The organism is Aeromonas sp. S9(2024), assembly GCF_041403185.1.
GTDB lineage: Bacteria > Pseudomonadota > Gammaproteobacteria > Enterobacterales > Aeromonadaceae > Aeromonas > Aeromonas enteropelogenes.
On record NZ_JBGLRE010000017.1, the window covers coordinates 28,892 to 49,574 of the forward strand.

Genomic DNA, 20,683 nt, shown 5'->3' on the forward strand with positions numbered 1-20,683 from the left:
TAGGAGCGCGGCGCGATCGCACCTTTGATGTATGTGAAGAGATAACCGGCCCAGCCAGCACGCCCCCAAATAGCATCAGCCCCGCACGAGGGCGGGGCTGATGGGTTATCAGGGTTGGCGAGGGGCGAGGCCTTCCTCTTGCAGATAGGTTTCGACCTGCTGCTGGTAATCCGCCTGATAGGAGAACTTGGTGCTGTCGGTGGCGGCGATCAGGTTGACGACAGTGCAAAACAGGGTCGCCGCCAGCAGTCCCTTGCCCACCCACTGGGGATAACGGCGACTCCACTCCACCAGCAACAACAGCATGGGGAACAGGGCATAGGGGAATATCAGCATCAGGTGCCAGTAGTTGAAGATGATGGGCGAGAGCGCCGCACTCACCAGCACCGCCAACACGGCCGCGACAGCATAGAGGCCGAGCCAGCTTTCGCCATCCACGGGGGCGCGGTCGCTGCGCATCAGCCGCGGCTTGAGCCTCTTCCACAATTGCCAGTTGGCCTTGGCTGCCAGCAGCACGGTGGCCGAGCCCACCCCGTAGATCACCAGGCGCCACAGCCAGACCGCGGCCAGTTGCAAATATTCATGGCCCGCCAGCCAGATGAACTGGGTATCGTTGACCAGCTTGCTGGCAAACAGCCAGGAGCCGTAACGCAGCCAGTAGAGTACGGATTTGAGCACCGGATAGACGTGCACCAGACCCCAGCCGATATAGCGCTGGCGCGCCTCGGGGTCGACGTTCTGGGTGATCTGGCTGTTGCTCATCACCTCCATGGCGTAGGGGATCAGGGAGGCACCGATCAACAGGGCCGCCACCGCCACGCCGCTCCAGCTCACCTTGAGGATGCGACGCCAGAACAGGTAGGTCGACATCACCGCCAGCAGCGGCCAGGAGTAGTGCAGCTGCATCGCCATGCCGATGGCCAGCAGATGGACGATCATGTGCCAGAAGGAGGCCCGCTCGCGCATATGCCAGGCCGACCAGCAGTGCATGGCCGAGAAGAGGAAGAGATAGGAAGGGTTGTAGAGCAGGCTCTCGTACTGGAACCAGGGGTTGAGCCAGCAGAGCACCAGAAACAGCAGCCGTACCCTGTCACCAAACACCTGACGGATCACCGCATCAAACAGCAGGAAGCCCACCAGCCGCATCGCCAGCAACAACAGCACGGGCGCGTAGGGAGAATCCCACAGCAGCAGCGGCCCGCCGATCAGCCAGGCCGACAGGCTGCCCGGCACATTGCCCACCGCACTCGCCGCGTTGCCGTAGCTGAGCCAGACCCCCTCATAGGCACCCAGATAGCCCTTGTAGAGCATCTGGGTCTGGTCGCCGGTGAGGATCTGAAACTGGAAGAAGACAAGGGACATCAGCAAGCCCCCGATAACCCCCAGATAAAAAAGTCTGTCCGACTTCGCTGTCTCATTCATGTCATTCAGCCCCTGTGGCTCGGTTGGTTGTCACTGCGGTGTTAAGCACGATTTTCTCCTCCCATGGTGGCAACCCATCTGGCAAATGCCTGCTCGAAAGCCTGCATATCCAGCGAGTTGATATCCTGGGTCTCCAGCGATGTTGAAAACAGGATCATCGCATCCGGTGTGTACGGATGCCATTCGGCGTAATTTTCGCCTCCACCACCCAGATCCGGGTTGTAGAGCCCGAGGATGGGCAGACCCAGTCCGGCCGCGATATGCACAGTTGCCGTATCGACCGACACCAACGCGGTGCTGTGCCGAAGCTGGGTAAAGAGGCCGCCGAGTGAGGGCTGCTCGGGAGAGAGCAGGATCCGCTCTGGCGCAGAAGCGCCGGCCTTGAGGCCGGCAACTTCCTGTTCCAACCCGGGTGGAAACAACAGACAGATGGATTGCGAGCAGCCTGCCAGCATGATTTCCAGCATGAAAGCGATGCGGTCCGGCCGTAGCCGACGGGCACCACCGCTACCATAGGGATTGAAGGCAATAACGGGTCGATCCGTCGGCCACCATACGGCCAGGGCACTCTCCCATTCAGCTTTTGCCGGGATGATGTAGCGAGTGTCAGGGGATGCGATCCCCATGCAGGCGAGCAGCTCGGCGAACTTGTCGGCAAAATGGCGCCCTACTGTGCGGGCTCCCAGCTTGATATCGATGCAGGCAAGCTCGTCATCCATCCCGGCCACGTGGCAAGCATCGACCTGGCTCAGGAAGTAGATATCCTTCATCTTCAGCGATTTGCCCAGATGCACCAGATAGCCGACCCGCCCCAGGGAACGAGCCAACCGCTTGAGTTCACCATAACCGGGACGTTTTGGGATTTCTACCACCCTGTCCACCCCGAAATGCTCGCGAAACAGCGGTGCCATGGCCGGTGTCGTCACCACCCAGACTTCACGGCCGGGTTGGGCCTTGTGGATCTCCCGCGCCACCCAGGAGGAGACGATGGCGTCTCCCAGCTTGGCATCCCAGCGCAACAATACGACCTTGCTCTTGCCATCATCGGCAGGGCGCGAGCAGGCTTTGTCAAACAGCCAGCGCCCCAGTCGGCGACGCAGCACATCGCGCGCCAGCTGCAGCTTGTTAATCAACGCCATGGGATCCTCGAATGCAGAGAAAAGGGGCTCAGGATACCAGCATGTCACTCAGGGCGGCAGCCACTTCACCAGACTTGAGTGCATCCAGACTGTTGCCAGGCACCTTGATAATGCGGTGAGGACCGTGCAGGGGAATGAAGGCCTCGCGCCAGGGCTCGTCGTTCATCAGGATCAGGGTCGGCACTTCATGGGAGGCGGCGATATGGACGATCGAGGTATCTGTCGAGACGACCGCCACCGCATCACGCACCAGGCTGGCGGCATCCAGGATCGAATCGGGGTAGAGCGCAGTGAGGTCGGAACGCTCGACCGTCAGCGGCTCGGAGCTGAAGCAGAGATAGCGCACATCCTCCAATATCGGCAGGGCGGCCAGAATGGTCGTTTGCCGCTCCCGGCTGATGGAGTTGCCGCTCTGACTTCCCGCCAGGTTGACAACGACATAACGCCCAAACCGGCGCGTGTCATAGCCCGGGCTGTATGGGCAGGGAATATTGGCAGGCAAGGCCCCCTCTCCCTCCACGATGGCCAGCATCCGGTAGACGAAATGGGGCTGGGTCGTTGCGGCCACCTCACGCGCACACTGGCGAAAAAGCGGTAACAGTTTTTGCTGGTTGTCGCTCTTTCGACGCAGCGGCAGTGAAAGCAGGCGGCCATTGGCCACATAGAGCATTCTGGCCATCGCCAGCTCGTCCGGTTCATCGAAAAGGTTAATTACCGCATCGAACCGCCGAGCCTTCAGCTCACGAAGCGTATTCCAACCGGCGCGATCAAACAGACGATCATTGAGCGTCACCGGATGGCATGCCACCACGCCATCCACCTGTCTGGCCAGCACCAGATTGCGCGGGCTGCAGAGCAACTCCATCTGCGCATCAGGGTAACGACGCCGCAGTGCATCAAGCGCCGGCAGGGAGAGCACAAAATCCCCGATGGCATCGAAACAGATCATCAGCAGAGATTTGACCGGCTCATTTATCTCGGCGGCAGCCGGCTGCGCCGTCATTAGACGGCGAGCAAACCGGTATTTGACCCATTTTTTCAGATTCATAACGCAACAGCCTTGCTCTTAACCCTTATCACTCTCGTTTTGCTCGAGATAGTGGCCATAGGCACGGTCCTCTATGGTCGTGGCGAACAGATCCACATCCAGACAACAGGGCTCGACACCGGCGGCGCTCAGGCCAGTCATTTGCAGCCGACCAGTAAGATAGTCTGCCGGCATACGAACGGGATAAGCCTGAGCCAACAGCTTTTTGGCCCCTTCAAGAGTCAGTACATAACCTGCGGCGGAAAGCACAGCCCGTTTGGAATGTTTGCTGGGCGTTCGATATCTGGCAAGCCGGTAACCTTCTGGCAAGGCACGAAAAATAGGCCATTTTTTTGCTTTGCCATGATGCAGAAAAACAATGTCAGAGTGATTGCAGGAGACGATGGCCTCAACAATTTTCTTGAAATGCATGTGCAGATAAGCGTCATCCTCGAGAATGACGCAGCGTTCAATCCCCTTTTCCACCATCATCTCATAGAGCTTAATGTGGCTGAGCGCACAACCGATCTCGCCCGGGCTCAAATCATGGCCAGAAAACTTTTTGGCTTCAACCTGGTCGACTCGACGGACATCCTCATCCATCAGATTGCGGCCATCCACGGCATCAAAAAAACTGTAGCCGATGCCTAGGTGGCTCATCTGTTTACGCGCCATTTCCCGACGTTCGAGGCTACGGGAAAGACTAATGACAAAAACTGGAATCATGGAATATATCACTCAAGAGGCCGAAAAATGCTGAAACGCCAAGCGTCATAACGGCTATAAAAGCTCTTGCAGCATAGTATCAAAGTCACGCAACACACTCTCGCTTGAATATTTATCAAGATCAATATTTGGAAGCTTTGGCCCCGTGTTTGAAAGAGCCTCGGCCAATGCCGAGACATCCCCCATGGGGATCAAAGTGCCCAATCGTCCTCGCTCAAGGATCTCACTTGGCCCCACGGGACAATCTGTCGAGATGACTCTGCCACACAAATACAGTGCCTCCACCAGTACCAATCCGAATCCCTCCCCCTTGGAGCTAAGGACAAACGTATCGGCATGTTTCATCCATACATAGGGGTTGGCCTTAAGCCCGAGAAAATGGACTCGGTCCTGCAACGCCAGGCGTTGAGCCACAATCTCCAGATGTATCCTGTCCGGCCCATCTCCAATGATTAACAGCTTTTTATCTAGTCCCCCTTCAACCGCTTTGGCATAGGCAAGAAGCAGACCTTCAATATCTTTGGTCTGCTCGTCAAGGCGAGAGACACTCAATATATAATCTTGCTCAAGCAGTACTTTCTCTTCCTGCGAGTTTTCAGCGGTCTGCTCTGCCAGATTGAGTAGCCGGTTAAAATCGAAAGGGTTATAAATCACACGAGCCTTGTGCAACCAACTAACATGTTCACGCTGGAGCTCGGTCAGCATATCCTGACAAATAAGAACGACGCGATCATAGCTGGCACATCGTTTACCCATGTGCCTTTTTCTCTTTTCAAGATTAAAGAAACTGGAGTGCAGCCACATCACTTTAGGCTTCTTGCATCTCTTCAGATATTTAAAAAAATCGCCATCCAAAAAATCAATTACGACATCATGCTCATCAATCAACTTGTTTATTTTTGATTGCTTTTTGAAAGAAAATCTTAGCTTTTCAATAAAATTATTTTTTTTACTGCCATCAAAATCGAAATGAACCACTGTTGCCACGTCAGCTATTGATTTTGCAACTATATGCTGACTACTGTCTTCGTTTGTTGCTACCGTTATTTGATAACCATAGCGGTCAACCAAACTGCGTACATAAGAAAGAAGAACCTTTTCAGCCCCTCCCATGCCCAATGAGTGGATAAAAAACAAAAGGTTCTTGGTCATGACATAGCCTCTTTATTTTTTTCTATCTCATAGGACAAGCACAATGAAAACAATGTTATCATGTATATATATAAAGTGTTTTGATGCTCCATTGGCACATCGGAAAGAGCACAAACAAAGATACCAAAAGATACCATAAAGCCTGCAGAGAGCACTTTTGTTCTATGGTAAAAAAATATCATTGGGTAAACAAGAACAGCAATTGCGCCAAGCAACCCAAAAATGCCACGAACTACCATGTTCTGCATAAACTGATTATGGGCATGATACATGCCATAATTGACATAGAAATTGTCAACTATCCCATCCAATAGTTGCTGGTGTTGTATGTTCTTAAATCCATCCAGACCGATCCCCAATACTGGATGTTCAATAAAACCAAACCAGGCACTTTTCCAAGCCATCACTCTCAATCCCCAAGAGGTATTGTAGTTGTTGCTCTCCATCATGCTCAATTCAGATAGGCTTTCCTGGATGCGAATTTTAAATATTTCAGTTTCAGAAAAAACGATAGTAAGCAAAATAAATACCATGATGAATAGAGCTATATACCTCACTGGTTTTTTAATTGCTTTTATCGAAAGTGCCAGCATTGTAAGCATCAATAAAGCAAGCCACACGCCTCGACTCTGTGATAAATAAATAGCGATAACAGCAGCCCCAGCACCGATAAAATAACCACACTTAACAAACTTGTTGGATTCAACTTGACTGAAGAATCCATTTAGAATCACCAGAATAAATGCACCTTGAGCAAATAATATAGCATTGGTGAAACCTTCGACTCTGAACATACCATTGTGATGCTGCCAACTGGCAAGTAAACCAATGGATATACCACCAAGAAGTGCCCCTAATTTGAAAGCACGAATGACGATAGCCTCTCTCGGAATGAGCAGAAAGAACACCAAAATATAGAACAAGTTTCGGATCAACCAGCTTTCATCATCATGTACCAGTCGACTGGCACCAATAGCAGCAATATAAATAAGAACACAGACGTAAAGGTTCCTAGCTGATACGCCAAGCTTATCCTTGTTTCCAATAAAATAATTTATGACGCCAACAACAGATGACAGAACCAATAGTTTGGAAAGATAATGATTTCCCTGTGGAACGAGAAATAACCCACACAATGTAAAAAATAAAGTGCAAGAAAAAAGAAAAACATTCAACCGATGAAAGTGCTGCGCCATATTCATTATGCCTTTCTAAAAACATAATTCCCGCGGATTTTGCGCCATAGCCCGAACACATCGGTACGAGGGAAGATGGCGATCCGGCGGATCTGGAAAGGGTCCTGGTGCATAGCTTTGGGACCGCTGTTGGTGGCGACGGCAAAGCGATAACCAGCATTTTTGGCCTGTTCCTTGGCACTCTCGTTCATATCCCCGTAAGGATAGGCAAACGACATCAACGGATAACCAAGCAGGGCCTCAAGCTGACGCTTATTTTCCTGAATTTCATGGGCTTGCTGCTCCACAGACAGTTGGCTCAGGCGGGGATGGGTCAGGGTATGGCCCCCGATCTCCACATGGCCGCTGGCCGCCAGCGCCTTGATCTGCTCACCGTTCATCAGGGACACCCGGGTATCCGGATTGGTTGCATGTTCCACATCCCAGCGGTTATATCCTTCCCCCGTGACCACGTATACCACAGCTTTATAACCGTATTTTTCCAGCAGCGGCAGCATACGGGTCAGGTTGTCCTGATAGCCGTCATCGGCGGTGATCATCAGATACTTCTTGCCGTACTGCAGACGATGGATAAAGCCCTTGTCAGCCAAATCACCAAACGTCAGGGTCTCATAGCCGAGCCACTTCATTAAACGAAGGTGCTTCTCGAGCATGGTGATCGGCATCCAGGTACCGTGTACCCCCTTCTCGCTCTCATGCTCGATAAAGCGGTGATACATGATGACCGGCATCTCCCGGCGCAGGGTTTCGACCACTGCATCCTGGTAGATGGACTCCAGCCCAGAGACAACCCCCTGCAAGCCATACTCGTCCTGGATACGCTGGCGGATCGCCTCCGGCACCTCCTTGCTGGCAAGCGCAGGGGCAATACTGGCTTTGAGGGCGACAAAATCGATCGCCAGATCCTTGGGGCCTATATCGCCGAAGTTGCTGGCGAGCGCCTCGGTCAGATTCTCTTCCGTCACCAGGCCGATGGCCTTGGCCTCGCCGATGGCAAACGCCGGGCGACCACACAGCAGGGCCTCCATCGCCACCCTGCCGGCACCGATCACCAGATCGCACTGCGCCATCAGAGCGGGGACATCGTCAACGTAACCGACGAAGTCGACCCGGTCACGAAAACGCGCGAAGCGCTCGGGCACCTGGCTGCCACTCACTACCCGCACCTGGCAGGCGTCCAGATCCAGCACCTCGTCCAGCAGGCGATAACAGAGCTCCCCCTTGGGACCACTCAGGCGACCAATGATGGCGATCACCGGCTTGTCATTGGCGGGCGCGGCGGCGGGCTGAAATTTGTCGGTCTCGATGCCGTTGCGCAGTACCTGAACGATGGCCGGTTCGACTCCCAGATTGTCGATAATCTGACTGGCGATATCTTCGCACACCGCCACAGCCCGATAGCCGAGGGCATGGAAGGCCTTGCGGGAAGCATGCACCGGCTGGCGGCCATGCACTGTGGTGATCATGGGTGTACCGGTCAGCTTGCAAGCCACATAGCTGCTCCAGCCGGAGGCACGAGAGTGGGCATGAACCAGCTGGATGTGATGCTTCTTGATGAGATAGATGAGGTAAAAAACGTGCCAGAAACGGCGCAGAATGCTGCGCTTGTTAAACCGCAGCTTGAATACCGGGCCCAACGTGGGCTTGGTCAGAGTATCTGACACATAGAAAACATTGTGACCACGCCGGGTGAGTTCGTTACCGACCGTGGTGGCATAGACCTCTGCGCCCGTTACTTCGAGCTGGGAGAGTGCCATCAAGATATTCATTGCGTGGTTACTCGTTGCAGAAAGGGAAAGTCAGCCCAGAAAAACCGGAAGCGGAGTAGAGTCCGCTTCCGGTTTCACTAACAGTATCAATATATTGCTATTACGCGTTATCTATTGAGCCAGGCCATGTAATCGGCCACCCCTTCGGCCACTGTCATGAACTCGGCGTCATAACCCACGCTGCGCAGCTTGGTCATATCGGCCTGGGTGAAACTCTGATAGCGGCCTTTCAGGTGATCCGGGAAGGGGATGTATTCGACAGACCCCTGTTGGTGATACTTGATCACCGCCTCTGCCACGTTCTGGAACGGCTCGGCGCGGCCGGTACCGCAGTTGAAAATGCCGGAGTGCTGCGGGTTCTGCCAGAACCACAGGTTCACTTTGCAGACGTCATCCACATAGATGAAGTCGCGCATCTGGCCGCCGTTCGGGAAACCATCGCAACCTTCAAACAGCTTGGGATTTTCGCCCTTCTTCACCTGGGTGTTGAGGTGGAAGGCAACGGAAGCCATTGAACCCTTGTGCTGCTCGCGCGGGCCATAGACGTTGAAGTACTTGAGGCCCACCACCTGGGAATTGATTTCCGGCATCAGGCGGCGCACGTACTGATCGAACAGCTGCTTGGAGTAGCCATAGACGTTAAGCGGCTGCTCGAACTTGGGATCTTCGATGAAGTTGTCGTTGCGGCCACCGTAGGTAGCGGCGGAGGAAGCGTAGATGAAGGGAACTTCCCGCTCGATGCAGTAGTGGAACAGATCCTTGGAGTACTCGTAGTTGACCTCCATGATGAACTTGCCGTTCCACTCGGTAGTAGCAGAGCAGGCACCTTCGTGGAAGATCACCTCGATACCGTCATCCCACTCTTCAAACTCATCACCGGAGACGATCCGCGCCTGGAATTCGTCTTTGTCCATGTAGTCAGCGATGGTCAGGTCGACCAGGTTGACGAACTTGGTGCCGTCGGTCAGGTCGTCGATGACCACGATATCGGTCCGTCCTTGAGCGTTCAGCTGTTTGACCAGATTGCTACCGATAAAGCCAGCACCGCCAGTTACTACGATCATGGAGTTTGCCTCGCGTACGTTGATGGCTACATGTGACTGCTTGTTAAAGCTGTGTATAGTGAGCCAATTTGAAATTGCCGAAAAGTTTATCATGGGCAGTCAGGGGATTCGACCACGTTAAGTCGACCCGGGCGAATCCCGCAGGAGAGAGGCGTGATGAAAACCAGAGACAGGATCATTCACAGCGCGACCGAGCTGTTCAACGATCAGGGTGAGCCCAACATCACCACCAACCACATTGCGGCACACATGGGCATCAGCCCGGGAAACCTCTATTACCACTTCCGCAATAAAGAAGACATCATCCACTCCATCTTCGATCAATATGCCCGCCACCTGAGCGAGAGCTTCGTCCCGGCACGCAACCGCGAGATCACCCTGCAGGATTTGATGGGCTATCTGGATGCCATCTTCTACCTGATGTGGCAGTTCCGCTTCTTCTACGCCAACTTGCCGGACATCCTGAGCCGCGACGAGCCGCTCCAGCAGAAATATCTCAAAGCCCAGGAGCAGATGCGCGCCTCCGTGGTCGCCCTGCTCAAAAGCCTGCGCGAGGGCGGCATCATAGACGTCAACGACGAGGATCTGCCGGATCTCGGTCAGACCATCAAGATGGTGGTCACCTGCTGGATCCCGTTCCAGATCGCCCAGGCCCCCAATACCCGCATCACCAAGCCCCTGCTTTATCAGGGCGTATTGAAGGTGCTGTTCCTGCTGCGTCCCTACGTACAGCCCCAGGTGGCTAACCAGATCCGTCAGCTGGAGCACCATTACCGCCAGCTGGCCCAACCAGCCAGGTGAGATCCTTTTCACATTTGTTGAAAATCAGCACAATCATTTGAATTACGCGCAACAAATTGCAGTAAAATGTTGCTCTCTGTTGATACGCAGCTGAAATAGCCAATAAGGATCGAGGATGTCTAACGGATTCTATCGTCACCTGACCGAGCAGCTCGACCAGGTCAAAACCGAGGGCCTGTACAAACAGGAACGCGTCATCACTTCCGCCCAGCAGGCAAGCATTGCCGTCGCAGGCGAACAGGTTCTGAACTTCTGTGCCAACAACTACCTTGGGCTGGCCAATCACCCGGACCTTATCGCGGCAGCCCATCAGGGGCTCGACAGCCACGGCTTCGGCATGGCTTCGGTGCGCTTCATCTGCGGCACCCAGGACCAGCACAAGGAGCTGGAGCAGAAGATGTCCGCCTTCCTCGGCACCGAGGACACCATCCTCTACTCCTCCTGCTTCGATGCCAACGGAGGTCTTTTCGAGACCCTGTTTGGCGCCGAAGATGCCATCATCTCCGATGCTCTCAACCACGCCTCCATTATCGATGGCGTACGCCTGTGCAAGGCCAAGCGCTATCGCTATGCCAACAACGACATGGCCGAACTGGAAGCCCAGCTCAAGCAGGCCGACGCCGATGGAGCCCGCTTCAAACTGATCGCCACCGACGGTGTCTTCTCCATGGATGGCGTCATCGCCGATCTGAAATCCATCTGCGATCTGGCCGACAAATACGACGCCCTGGTGATGGTGGATGACTCCCACGCCGTCGGCTTCATCGGCGAGAATGGCCGCGGCACCCACGAATACTGTGGCGTCATGGATCGGGTAGACATCATCACCGGCACCCTGGGCAAGGCGCTTGGTGGCGCCTCCGGTGGCTATACCTCCGGCAAGAAAGAGGTGATCGACTGGTTGCGTCAGCGCTCCCGCCCCTACCTCTTCTCCAACTCCCTGGCCCCCTCCATCGTCGCGGCCACCATCAAGGTGATCGACATGCTGGCCGAAGGGCATGACCTGCGCGCCCGCCTGAAAGAGAACAGCCAATACTTCCGCGAGCGGATGAGCGCCGCCGGCTTCACTCTGGCCGGTGCCGATCACGCCATCATCCCGGTGATGCTGGGGGATGCCAAACTGGCGTCCGAGATGGCAAGTCGCATGCTGGCTGCCGGCATCTATGTGGTGGGTTTCTCCTTCCCCGTAGTACCCAAGGGCCAGGCCCGTATCCGTACCCAGATGTCTGCCGCCCACACCCGCGAGCAGCTGGACAAGGCCATCGATGCCTTCATCCGCATCGGCCGCGAACTCGGCGTCATCTGATTTGAACAAAAGGGGCCAAGCGCCCCTTTTTCTGTATTCATCGTGAAGGAGGAACAAGCATGAAAGCCCTCTCCAAGCTCAAGAAAGAAGTCGGCATCTGGATGACGGACGTCCCGGCCCCCGAACTCGGCCATAACGATCTGCTGATCAAGATCCGCAAAACCGCCATCTGCGGCACCGATATCCACATCTACAACTGGGACGAATGGTCCCAGAAGACCATCCCGGTCCCCATGGTGGTCGGCCACGAATACGTAGGCGAAGTAGTCGCAGTGGGTCAGGAAGTGCGCGGCTTCGCGGTCGGCGACAGGGTCTCAGGTGAGGGTCACATCACCTGTGGTCACTGCCGCAACTGCCGTGCCGGTCGCACCCATCTTTGCCGCAACACCATAGGGGTCGGCGTCAACCGTCCCGGCTCTTTTGCCGAGTATCTGGTGATCCCCGCTTTCAACGCCTTCAAACTGCCGGACAACATCCCGGATGACCTGGCCGCCATCTTCGATCCGTTCGGCAATGCGGTACACACCGCCCTCTCCTTCGACCTGGTGGGTGAGGACGTGCTCATCACCGGCGCCGGCCCTATCGGCATCATGGCTGCTGCCGTCTGCCGCCATGTCGGTGCCCGCCACGTGGTGATCACCGACGTCAACGAGTACCGACTCGAACTGGCTCGCAAGATGGGCGCCACCCGCGCGGTCAACGTGGCCAAGGAGCAGCTCTCCGATGTGATGAGTGAGCTCGGCATGACCGAGGGATTCGACGTGGGGCTGGAGATGTCCGGCGTACCCAGCGCCTTCCAGGACATGATCGACAAGATGAACCACGGCGGCAAAATCGCCATGCTCGGCATTCCGCCCTCCACCATGGCCATCGACTGGGGCAAGGTGATCTTCAAGGGCTTGTTCATCAAGGGGATCTACGGCCGCGAGATGTTCGAAACCTGGTACAAGATGGCAAGCCTCATCCAGTCCGGGCTGGACCTCTCCCCCATCATCACCCATCGCTTCCACATCGACGACTTCCAGCAAGGCTTCGATGCCATGCGGTCTGGCCAATCCGGCAAGGTGATCCTGAGCTGGGACAAATAAGCGTTTCTACGCCTGTGACCACGAAACCCGGCTCAATGCCGGGTTTTTTACGATCAGGGCTCCCTGACACGACCCGATACGGGCAAAACTTTGTACGCAGAGTGTTTAACACTTCACACACAAGCGTTTAAATGGCTGTAACTATTCGGTTATAATCCCGTCGTTTACAGGGATAATAAAAGACTGCTGGGAGTATATGAGCGTGTTGAAAAAACTGAGCTATTTGCTGGCTGTCGGGATGACGGCCGCCAGCTTGTCTGGTGCCGTACTGGCTGCCGATGAACTGTCACCGGAAGCGATTGCCGAGCGGATCAAACCGGTCGGTGAAGTCTACACCGCCAAGGATCTGGAAGGCATTGCCGGTGCGGGTGCAGCCCCGGCCGCGGCGGCCGCATCCGGTCCCCGTGATGGTGAAGCCGTCTACAAGGGCGCCTGCTTTGCCTGCCACGATACGGGCGCTGCCGGTGCCCCCAAACGCGGTGACAAAGCCGCCTGGGAACCCCGTGTTGCCCAGGGGATAGACACACTGAAGAAACATGCCATCGAAGGCTTCACTGGCAAATCCGGTATGATGCCGCCGAGAGGGACTTGCGCGAATTGTAGCGATGAAGAGATTGAAAACGCGATTCATTACATGACCGACAACCTCTAAGTATTTGAAAGGGCCGCAATTGCGGCCCTTTTAATCTCTCGGCTTCCGGCTACTCTTGTAGGGTAGATACCTCGGGAGTTGCTCATGTCGGCCCAATCCATCGAACCCCATTATTCGACTCCCTTGCTGGCGTTGGTTTCCACTATCATGGATTTCCCTGCGCCCCATACCGCCACGACCCAGGATTACGACGCCCTCATCCACCAGATCGACGAGCTTTGCCCACTGCAGCACTTTGGCATGCTGGGCCTCTCTGGCTCAGGCTTGCACTGGCTCTATGCCTACAAGATCAGCAACGCCTTCAAACAGCAGCTGGGGCGGGAGCAGTCCCGCATCACGGAACAGCTCACCCAGCTGGATGAAGTGGAAGGCTGGTGCGTGTTCCCTATCGAACATGGCCAGGTGCAGTGGCTGCTGGCACGGGGCACCCCGGCCGATCTCCCGACTCTGCGTCTGTTGTTGGAGTGTCTGGCCAAACGGTTGACCGAAACCCAGGCGGGCACCCACCTTGCCGAGCCTCCTTCCCCCCTGATCCGCAAGGATCCGAACTGGAAAAAAAAGATAGAGAGCATCAGCCGCATCATGCGACTGGCCAATACCCTGCCCGGTCAAGCGCTCTTTTCCCAGCTGGAAGCCGTTTTGCGCCAAATGCTGGCCATCGATGACATGCTGCTGGTACGGCTCAACAACCACAAGCTGGAACGGATCTACCCCACTCATCCTCACCAGAGTGACGCCTTCATCAGCGGACTGTGCCATGGCACCAGCAATATCGAGGTCAACCGAGAGTCACACTATTGGCACAGCATGCCACTGCGGCTACAGCAACAATATTTCGCTCATTTCATCATCAGCACATCCCAGCCACTGGAGACAGACGACAAGCTGTTTCTCGATTTCCTTCGCGCTCAACTGACCCTGTTGCTGGAACTGAAGCGGATCCGTCAGCAGCTCCATGAAATCAATTCGGAAGAGTCCATCAACCAGCGGCTGCAACAGCTGCGCCAAACCAACATAAGGCTGCAGAAGCAGCTCAAGCAGCATCAGGAGCTGGAACGGCGCCTGCAATTCGACGCCCTCCACGATCCGCTGACCCAGCTACCCAACCGGGCGCTGCTGATGAACCACCTCAACCACGCCATGACCCACTTCAATCGCTACAAGTCGCCGGGATTTTCCCTGATTTTCATCGATGTGGATCATTTCAAGCAGATCAACGACACCCTGGGCCATAGCGCGGGAGACATGTTGCTCAAGGAGATCAGCCGCCGCCTGCAGACCTGCATCCGGCAAAATGACATGGTGGCCAGGCTGGGGGGAGACGAGTTCGTCATCTATCTGGACAACAGCAGGCACGAAGATGACATCAGCCCGGTACTCAACCGCGTCGTCAGCCGGCTCTCCTACCCGTTCCGGCTGATGGGTAACGAACTGGGCATCACCGTCAGCTTGGGAGTTTCAAGCGTATCCGAGCAGACCACGGACATCAGCCAGTTGCTCCATCAGGCCGATCTCGCCATGTATCAGGCCAAACGCAATGGTCGCAGCCGCATCGTCACCTACTCGGAAGAGTGCATCAGCCAGAATTGGAACTCGCCGGAAGAGATGTTGGCCAGGGCCCTGCGGGACGGGCGGATCGTGCCCTATTTCCAGCCGGTGATCCGGTTGCAGGACAGCCGCCTGACCGGGCTGGAAGTGATGGCCCGCTGGCTAACCGAAGAGGGGGTTATCAAGGATGCCTTCGACTTCATCCCGCTGGCAGAGCAGTGCGGCCTGATCCTGGAGCTGGATTACCAGATCCTGCGCCACACCTGCCAGCAGCTGAAAAACTGGCTGCCGTTGTCAGGGCCAGGCAAGTTCAAGGTGGCGATCAATCTCTCTGGCAAGCACCTGGTCAACCATGAGCACATCATGCGGCTGATGAAGATCATCGAGGAGGAAGGGATCTCCCACGGCTACCTCATCTTTGAATTCAATGAGCGGGAGCTGTCGCGGCAAGACTCGGACGCCCTAGCATCACTGCACGATCTGAGGGCCAAGGGAATCCAGATCAGCCTGGATGACTTCGGGACCGGCTTCTCCTCCCTCAACGCCCTGTTCCACTTCCCGGTGGATTACATCAAGGTGGATGACAGCTTCACCCAGCGCATGCTGCAATCCCCCAAGGATCTGGCCCTGATCCGCGCCATGAGGGATATCTGTCAGGATCTCGATTACACCATGGTAGTCGAGGGGATCGAGAACCAGCAGCAGTTGCAGAAGCTGATCGATATCGGCTGCCAGATGGGGCAAGGGCGCTATATCTCCCCCCCAATGCCGGGAACGGACATCATCCCCTTGTTGACCCCGGACAGCCCGCAGGCCTAATCCTTCTTGAACATGGCCCTCAGGTTGGCCACCGCCATCTGCCCCTTCTGCTGGCGCTCCTCGGCGGTCACCTTCTTCTGGTTTTCCCACTCTAGATCATCCTGGGGCAATTCCAGCAGGAAGCGGCTCGGCTCCGGTCGCACCGACTCGCCAAACTGGCGCCGCTCCTTGCAGAGGGTGAAGGTGAGCTCGGTCTGGGCCCGGGTGATGCCCACGTAGGCGAGGCGCCGCTCCTCTTCCACGTTGTCCTCGTCGATGCTGGTCTGGTGAGGCAGCAACCCCTCCTCCATACCCACCATGTAGACATAGGGGAACTCCAACCCCTTGGAGGCGTGCAAGGTCATCAGCTGTACCTGATCGGCTTCATCCTCTCCCTCGTTGCGCTCCATCATGTCGCGCAGGGTGAGACGGGTCACGACTTGAGCGAGCGTCATCGACTCTTCCAGCTCGTCCCCCTCCAGCATCTCGGTGATCCAGCGATAGAGGGTCGAGACGTTCTGCATCCGCATCTCGGCCGCCTTCGGGCTGGGTGAGGTCTCGTAGAGCCACTCCTCGTAGTGGATCTCCTTGATCATATCCCGCACCGCCTCGACCGGATTGCCACGCAGGGCCTGATCGCCGAGCCGCACCAACCAATTGGTGAAGGCCTGCAGCGCACTGAGGCCACGCCCGGAGAGGTGCTGCTCCAGCCCCAGCTCGAAACTGGCGGCAAACAGGCTCTTGCCGCGCTGATTGGCGTACTGGCCGAGTTTTTCCAGGGTAGTGGGGCCGATTTCGCGGCGCGGCAGGTTCACCACCCGCAGGAAGGCGGTGTCCTCATCCGGATTCACCAGCAGCTTGAGGTAGGCCATGATGTCCTTGATCTCGGTGCGGGAGAAAAACGAGGTGCCCCCCGAGATGCGGTAGGGAATGCGGTTGGTCATCAGCGCCTTCTCGAAGATGCGCGACTGATGGTTGCCCCGGTAGAGGATGGCGTAGTCCTTGAAGCGGGTGCGATTCATGAACTTGTGGCCCATCAGCTCGGCGGCGATGCGCTCCGCCTCATGCTCCTCATTCTTGGCAAACAGCACCTTGAGTTTCACCCCCTCGTCCAGCTCGGAGAAGAGCGCCTTGTCGTAGACGTGGGGGTTATTGGCGATCAGGATGTTGGCGCACTTGAGGATGCGCCGCTTGGAGCGGTAGTTCTGCTCCAGCTTGATGAGCCGCAGATTGGGGAAATCCTCGTTCAGCAGCACCAGGTTCTGCGGCTTTGCCCCGCGCCAGGAGTAGATGGACTGGTCATCATCCCCCACCACGGTGAAGCGGGCCCGCTCGCCGACAATCTGCTTCACCAGCTCGTACTGGCTGGTGTTGGTGTCCTGGTATTCGTCGACCAGCAGGTAGCGGATCTTGTTTTGCCAGCGCTCGCGTACCTCCTGGTTGCTCTTGAGCAGCAGGGTCGGCATCACGATGAGGTCGTCGAAATCCAGGGCGTTGTAGGCCACCATCTGGCGGTGATAACGCTCGTAGAGCTGGGCCATCAGCACCTCTTCCGGCCCGCGGGCGATGCGCATGGCTCTGGCCGGCAGGATGAGATCGTTCTTCCAGTTGGAGATCTGGCTGATGAGGGCCGAGAGCTTATCCTTGTCGTTGTCGAGCTCGGCTTCCGTCAGCTCTTTGAGCAGGGCCAACTGATCGGTATCGTCGAACAGGGAAAAGTTCGCCTTCAGATTCAGGCTCTTGTGCTCGCGGCGAATGATCTCGAGCCCCAGGGTATGGAAGGTGGAGACCATCAGCCCCCGCGCCTCCTTGCGGCCCAGGGTCTGTCCGACCCGCTCCTTCATCTCTCGCGCCGCCTTGTTGGTAAAGGTGACCGCCGCTATGTTGCGCGCGTTGTAGCCGCACTGCTGCACCAGATAGGCAATCTTGTTGGTGATGACGCGGGTCTTGCCCGATCCGGCACCCGCCAGCACCAGGCAAGGGCCGGAGACATACTTGACCGCTTCGTTCTGATTGGGGTTGAGCTTCATGGGCCGGATCTCTTGGCTTATGATGAGGGGCGGCATTGTAACAGAAATCACCCGGCCAGCCCCATCGAGCAATAGCTCGCCAGATGCCTTGTATTCGGCGGCGGTTTTCAGGATCATGACCGACTTTTCGAGATGATGACCACTTTTCCAGACAGTGAGGGGAGCATGAACCAGCAACAGCACGACCGGCTGCGCAGCCAGTTTCCGGCTTTGGCGCAGGAGGTCAACGGCCACCCGCTGGTCTATCTGGACAACGCCGCCACCACCCAGAAGCCGCAAGCCGTGCTGGATGCGATCAATCACTACTATCGGGCCGACAACGCCAATGTGCACCGTGCCGCCCACGCCCTGAGCGACCGGGCCACCCGCGCCTTCGAAGATGCCCGCGAGACTGTCGCCCGCTTTATCAATGCCCCTCGCAGCCACGAGGTGATATGGACCCGTGGCACCACGGAGGCGATCAACCTGGTGGCCCAGAGCTGGGGGGTGAGCGAGCTGAGGGCGGGGGATGAAGTCGTGCTCAGCACCCTGGAACACCACGCTAACATCGTCCCCTGGCAACTGGTCGCCCAGCGCACCGGCGCCGTCATCCGGGTCATCCCCCTCGATGAGCGGGGCAATCTCGACATGGCTGCCTATCTGGCCATGCTGGGACCACGTACCCGACTGGTGAGCGTGGCTCACGTCTCCAATGCCCTCGGTACCGTCAATCCAGTTGAGCAGATAGTGGCGGCCGCCAAGGCGGTCGGTGCCATGACCCTGATCGACGGTGCCCAGGCAGTGGCTCACCTAGAGGTAGATGTGCAGGCCATCGGCTGCGACTTCTACGCTTTCTCCGGCCACAAGCTCTACGGCCCGACCGGCATCGGCGTACTGTGGGGGCGCACTGCACTGCTGGAGCGGATGCCTCCCTGGCAGGCCGGCGGCGAGATGATCGACAGAGTCAGCTTCAGCGGTACTACCTTCAATAGCCTGCCCTTCAAGTTCGAGGCGGGTACGCCCCATATCGCCGGCGCCATCGGCCTGGCCGCCGCCATCGACTTTGTGATGGAGCAAGACCGGGGGTTGCTGGCCAGCTATGAAGCGGTGCTGACCGACTATCTGGTCGCCGGCCTGCGGCAGGTGCCGGGGCTGCATCTTGTCGGCGAACCTCGCCAACGCGCCGGCGCGGTCTCCTTCCTGCTAGCGGATATCCACCCCCAGGATGCGGCTACCCTGCTCGACATGCAGGGGATCGCCCTGCGGGTCGGCCACCACTGCGCCATGCCGTTGATGGAGAGCCTTGGCATAGGCGGCACAATGCGAGCCTCGCTGGCCTGTTACAACAACCGTGACGATGTAGACGCCCTGCTGGCCGCCCTGCACAAACTCAGTGACTTCTTCTAAGGCAGACAACCCGATGAACAGCCTCGCAACCTATACCCGGATCGGCCTTGAGCCCGACGCCGATACCATCCGCCAGCAGTTTGCTGCGGCGAACGGCTGGGAGAACCAGTACCGCCTCATCATCCAGCTCGGCAAGCTGCTACCCGCCTTGCCCGCAGAGTGGCAACAGGAAGAGCACCGCCTGAAAGGGTGCGAAAGCCAGGCCTGGCTAAAGGGAGAAAAAAGTGAGGACGGCAACTGGCACTTTGCTTGCGACTCCGATGCCCGCATCGTGCGTGGCCTCATCGTCATCGTGCTGGCGGCGCTTAACCACCAACCTGCGGCGGCGATTCAGTCCTTCGACATGGAGGACTATTTCACCGAACTGGGGCTTGAGAAACACCTGAGCCCGTCGCGGGGCAACGGGCTCAGGGCAATCGTGTTGGCGATCCGGCAACAGGCCGTCTAACCCGCCTTGTTCAGTGGTCGATCAGGCCTCACCAATCGACCCTGTGTCTTCATTCCCAGCCTCTTGCTCGGCACGGGCTCCCCGTTCGGCAATCTTCTTCAATACCCGGGAGGCGGCCACCAGACCGAAGGTCGCCGTCACCGGCGTCACGGCGCCAAAGCCAGAGGCGCAATCCATCTTCATGTTGCCGTCGCTGGCCGCCTTGGCCTGACAGGTGCCGCCATTACCATCCGGGTAGCTCAACTGCTCGGTTGAGAAGACACACTCCACTCCGAACTTGCGCGCCGGATTCTTGCTGAAGTTGTGTAGCCGGCGCAGGTCAGAGCGCACCTTGGCGGCCAGCGGATCCTGAATGGTCTTGGCCAGATCGGCCACGGTGATCCGGGTCGGGTCCATCTGCCCGCCTGCACCACCCGCCACTATCACCGGGATCTTGTTGCGCTTGCAGAAAGCAATCAACGCCACCTTGGCCTTGACCGAGTCGATGGCATCCACCACATAGTCAAACTCCCGCTTGATATGCTCGGCCAGGTTGTCGGCGGTAACGAAGTCATCCACCTCGATCACCTCGCAATCCGGGTTGATGGCGCGAATACGCTCGGCCATCACCTCCGTCTTGAGGCGACCAACCGTGCCCTGCATGGCGTGGATCTGGCGGTTGGTGTTGGTGATGCAGATGTCATCCATGTCGATCAGGGTGATCTGGTTGATGCCAGCACGGGCCAGCGCCTCTGCCGCCCAGGAGCCGACGCCGCCGATCCCAACCACGCAGACTTTCGCCTGGCTGAAGGAGCGCAGCGCACTCTGACCATAAAGACGGGCAATGCCCCCGAATCGCTGTAGATACTCTGCTTTCATACCACCACCTTGATTGAGGGCGGCCATTATAGCGACAACCATGGGCGGCGGCGAATGTCAGATGGCCGTGAATCGGGGTCGTACAGCATAAGCGGGCAAATAAAGATGAGATGGGAGCAAACTGAAATAAAAAAAGCCCAGTCAATCGACTGGGCTTCTTGTTAGTGGCGGAGCGGACGGGACTCGAACCCGCGACCCCCGGCGTGACAGGCCGGTATTCTAACCGACTGAACTACCGCTCCGCATTCGGTTAGCTTTCGCTAAATCATTTGC

General features: G+C 56.9%; 17 protein-coding genes and 1 tRNA gene. 7 read left to right on the forward strand and 11 right to left on the reverse strand.

The window, feature by feature from the left end:
- Nucleotides 1-108: 108 nt before the first annotated feature.
- The 8 genes from ACB028_RS19935 to rfaD form a co-directional block, all read right to left on the reverse strand.
- Nucleotides 109-1,311 carry a 3-deoxy-D-manno-octulosonic acid transferase gene (locus ACB028_RS19935; protein WP_328706102.1) on the reverse strand — a complete coding sequence of 401 codons (1,203 nt, stop codon included), beginning with the start codon at nt 1,309-1,311 and terminating at the stop codon, nt 109-111.
- A gap of 152 nt (nt 1,312-1,463) precedes the next feature.
- Nucleotides 1,464-2,561, reverse strand: coding sequence for a glycosyltransferase family 9 protein (locus ACB028_RS19940; RefSeq protein ID WP_371145034.1), 1,098 nt, complete (start codon nt 2,559-2,561; stop codon nt 1,464-1,466).
- 28 nt (nt 2,562-2,589) lie between these two features.
- Nucleotides 2,590-3,609: a glycosyltransferase family 9 protein gene (locus tag ACB028_RS19945; RefSeq protein WP_371145035.1), complete on the reverse strand. Its 1,020-nt coding sequence runs from the start codon at nt 3,607-3,609 to the stop codon at nt 2,590-2,592.
- A gap of 18 nt (nt 3,610-3,627) precedes the next feature.
- Nucleotides 3,628-4,314, reverse strand: a complete 687-nt coding sequence (locus ACB028_RS19950; RefSeq protein ID WP_371145036.1) for a glycosyltransferase family 25 protein — start codon at nt 4,312-4,314, stop codon at nt 3,628-3,630.
- 54 nt (nt 4,315-4,368) lie between these two features.
- Nucleotides 4,369-5,466: a glycosyltransferase gene (locus ACB028_RS19955; protein ID WP_371145037.1), complete on the reverse strand. Its 1,098-nt coding sequence runs from the start codon at nt 5,464-5,466 to the stop codon at nt 4,369-4,371.
- A complete protein-coding gene (locus ACB028_RS19960; RefSeq protein ID WP_371145038.1) occupies nt 5,463-6,662 on the reverse strand; it encodes an O-antigen ligase family protein in 1,200 nt (399 codons plus the stop codon). Before ACB028_RS19960 ends, ACB028_RS19955 begins: the two co-directional genes overlap by 4 nt.
- Nucleotides 6,663-6,667: 5 nt before the next feature.
- Nucleotides 6,668-8,431, reverse strand: coding sequence for a polysaccharide deacetylase family protein (locus ACB028_RS19965; RefSeq protein ID WP_371145039.1), 1,764 nt, complete (start codon nt 8,429-8,431; stop codon nt 6,668-6,670).
- Nucleotides 8,432-8,538: 107 nt separating this feature from the next.
- A complete protein-coding gene (gene rfaD, locus ACB028_RS19970) occupies nt 8,539-9,495 on the reverse strand; it encodes an ADP-glyceromanno-heptose 6-epimerase (RefSeq protein ID WP_268856537.1) in 957 nt (318 codons plus the stop codon).
- 156 nt (nt 9,496-9,651) lie between these two features.
- Here rfaD and ACB028_RS19975 point away from each other — a divergent pair, with 156 nt between their 5' ends.
- From ACB028_RS19975 to ACB028_RS19995, 5 genes are all read left to right on the forward strand, one after another.
- A complete protein-coding gene (locus ACB028_RS19975; RefSeq protein WP_026456568.1) occupies nt 9,652-10,296 on the forward strand; it encodes a TetR/AcrR family transcriptional regulator in 645 nt (214 codons plus the stop codon).
- A 115-nt stretch (nt 10,297-10,411) separates the two neighbouring features.
- Nucleotides 10,412-11,602: a glycine C-acetyltransferase gene (locus ACB028_RS19980; protein WP_026456569.1), complete on the forward strand. Its 1,191-nt coding sequence runs from the start codon at nt 10,412-10,414 to the stop codon at nt 11,600-11,602.
- Nucleotides 11,603-11,661: 59 nt separating this feature from the next.
- A complete protein-coding gene (tdh, locus tag ACB028_RS19985) occupies nt 11,662-12,690 on the forward strand; it encodes an L-threonine 3-dehydrogenase (protein WP_042027022.1) in 1,029 nt (342 codons plus the stop codon).
- Between the two features lie 196 nt (nt 12,691-12,886).
- Complete coding sequence (locus ACB028_RS19990; RefSeq protein ID WP_026458477.1) at nt 12,887-13,342, forward strand: cytochrome c5 family protein; 456 nt, start codon at nt 12,887-12,889, stop codon at nt 13,340-13,342.
- An 84-nt stretch (nt 13,343-13,426) separates the two neighbouring features.
- A complete protein-coding gene (locus tag ACB028_RS19995) occupies nt 13,427-15,709 on the forward strand; it encodes a putative bifunctional diguanylate cyclase/phosphodiesterase (RefSeq protein ID WP_371145040.1) in 2,283 nt (760 codons plus the stop codon).
- On the opposite strand, the gene rep is transcribed toward ACB028_RS19995, so the two are convergent.
- A complete protein-coding gene (gene rep, locus ACB028_RS20000) occupies nt 15,706-17,718 on the reverse strand; it encodes a DNA helicase Rep (protein WP_061476894.1) in 2,013 nt (670 codons plus the stop codon). The two genes, ACB028_RS19995 and rep, sit on opposite strands and share 4 nt — an antisense overlap.
- Nucleotides 17,719-17,883: 165 nt before the next feature.
- On the opposite strand from rep, the gene ACB028_RS20005 reads away from it, so the two are divergent.
- A complete protein-coding gene (locus ACB028_RS20005) occupies nt 17,884-19,104 on the forward strand; it encodes an aminotransferase class V-fold PLP-dependent enzyme (protein ID WP_371145041.1) in 1,221 nt (406 codons plus the stop codon).
- A 13-nt stretch (nt 19,105-19,117) separates the two neighbouring features.
- A complete protein-coding gene (locus ACB028_RS20010) occupies nt 19,118-19,552 on the forward strand; it encodes a SufE family protein (protein ID WP_371145042.1) in 435 nt (144 codons plus the stop codon).
- A 21-nt stretch (nt 19,553-19,573) separates the two neighbouring features.
- On the opposite strand, the gene tcdA is transcribed toward ACB028_RS20010, so the two are convergent.
- Together tcdA and ACB028_RS20020 are read right to left on the reverse strand one after the other, a co-directional pair.
- The gene (tcdA, locus tag ACB028_RS20015) at nt 19,574-20,410 is read right to left on the reverse strand and encodes a tRNA cyclic N6-threonylcarbamoyladenosine(37) synthase TcdA (RefSeq protein WP_371145043.1); all 837 of its coding nucleotides are present in this window, start codon (nt 20,408-20,410) and stop codon (nt 19,574-19,576) included.
- Between the two features lie 165 nt (nt 20,411-20,575).
- Nucleotides 20,576-20,652 (reverse strand) — tRNA-Asp (locus tag ACB028_RS20020).
- Nucleotides 20,653-20,683 lie beyond the last annotated feature (31 nt).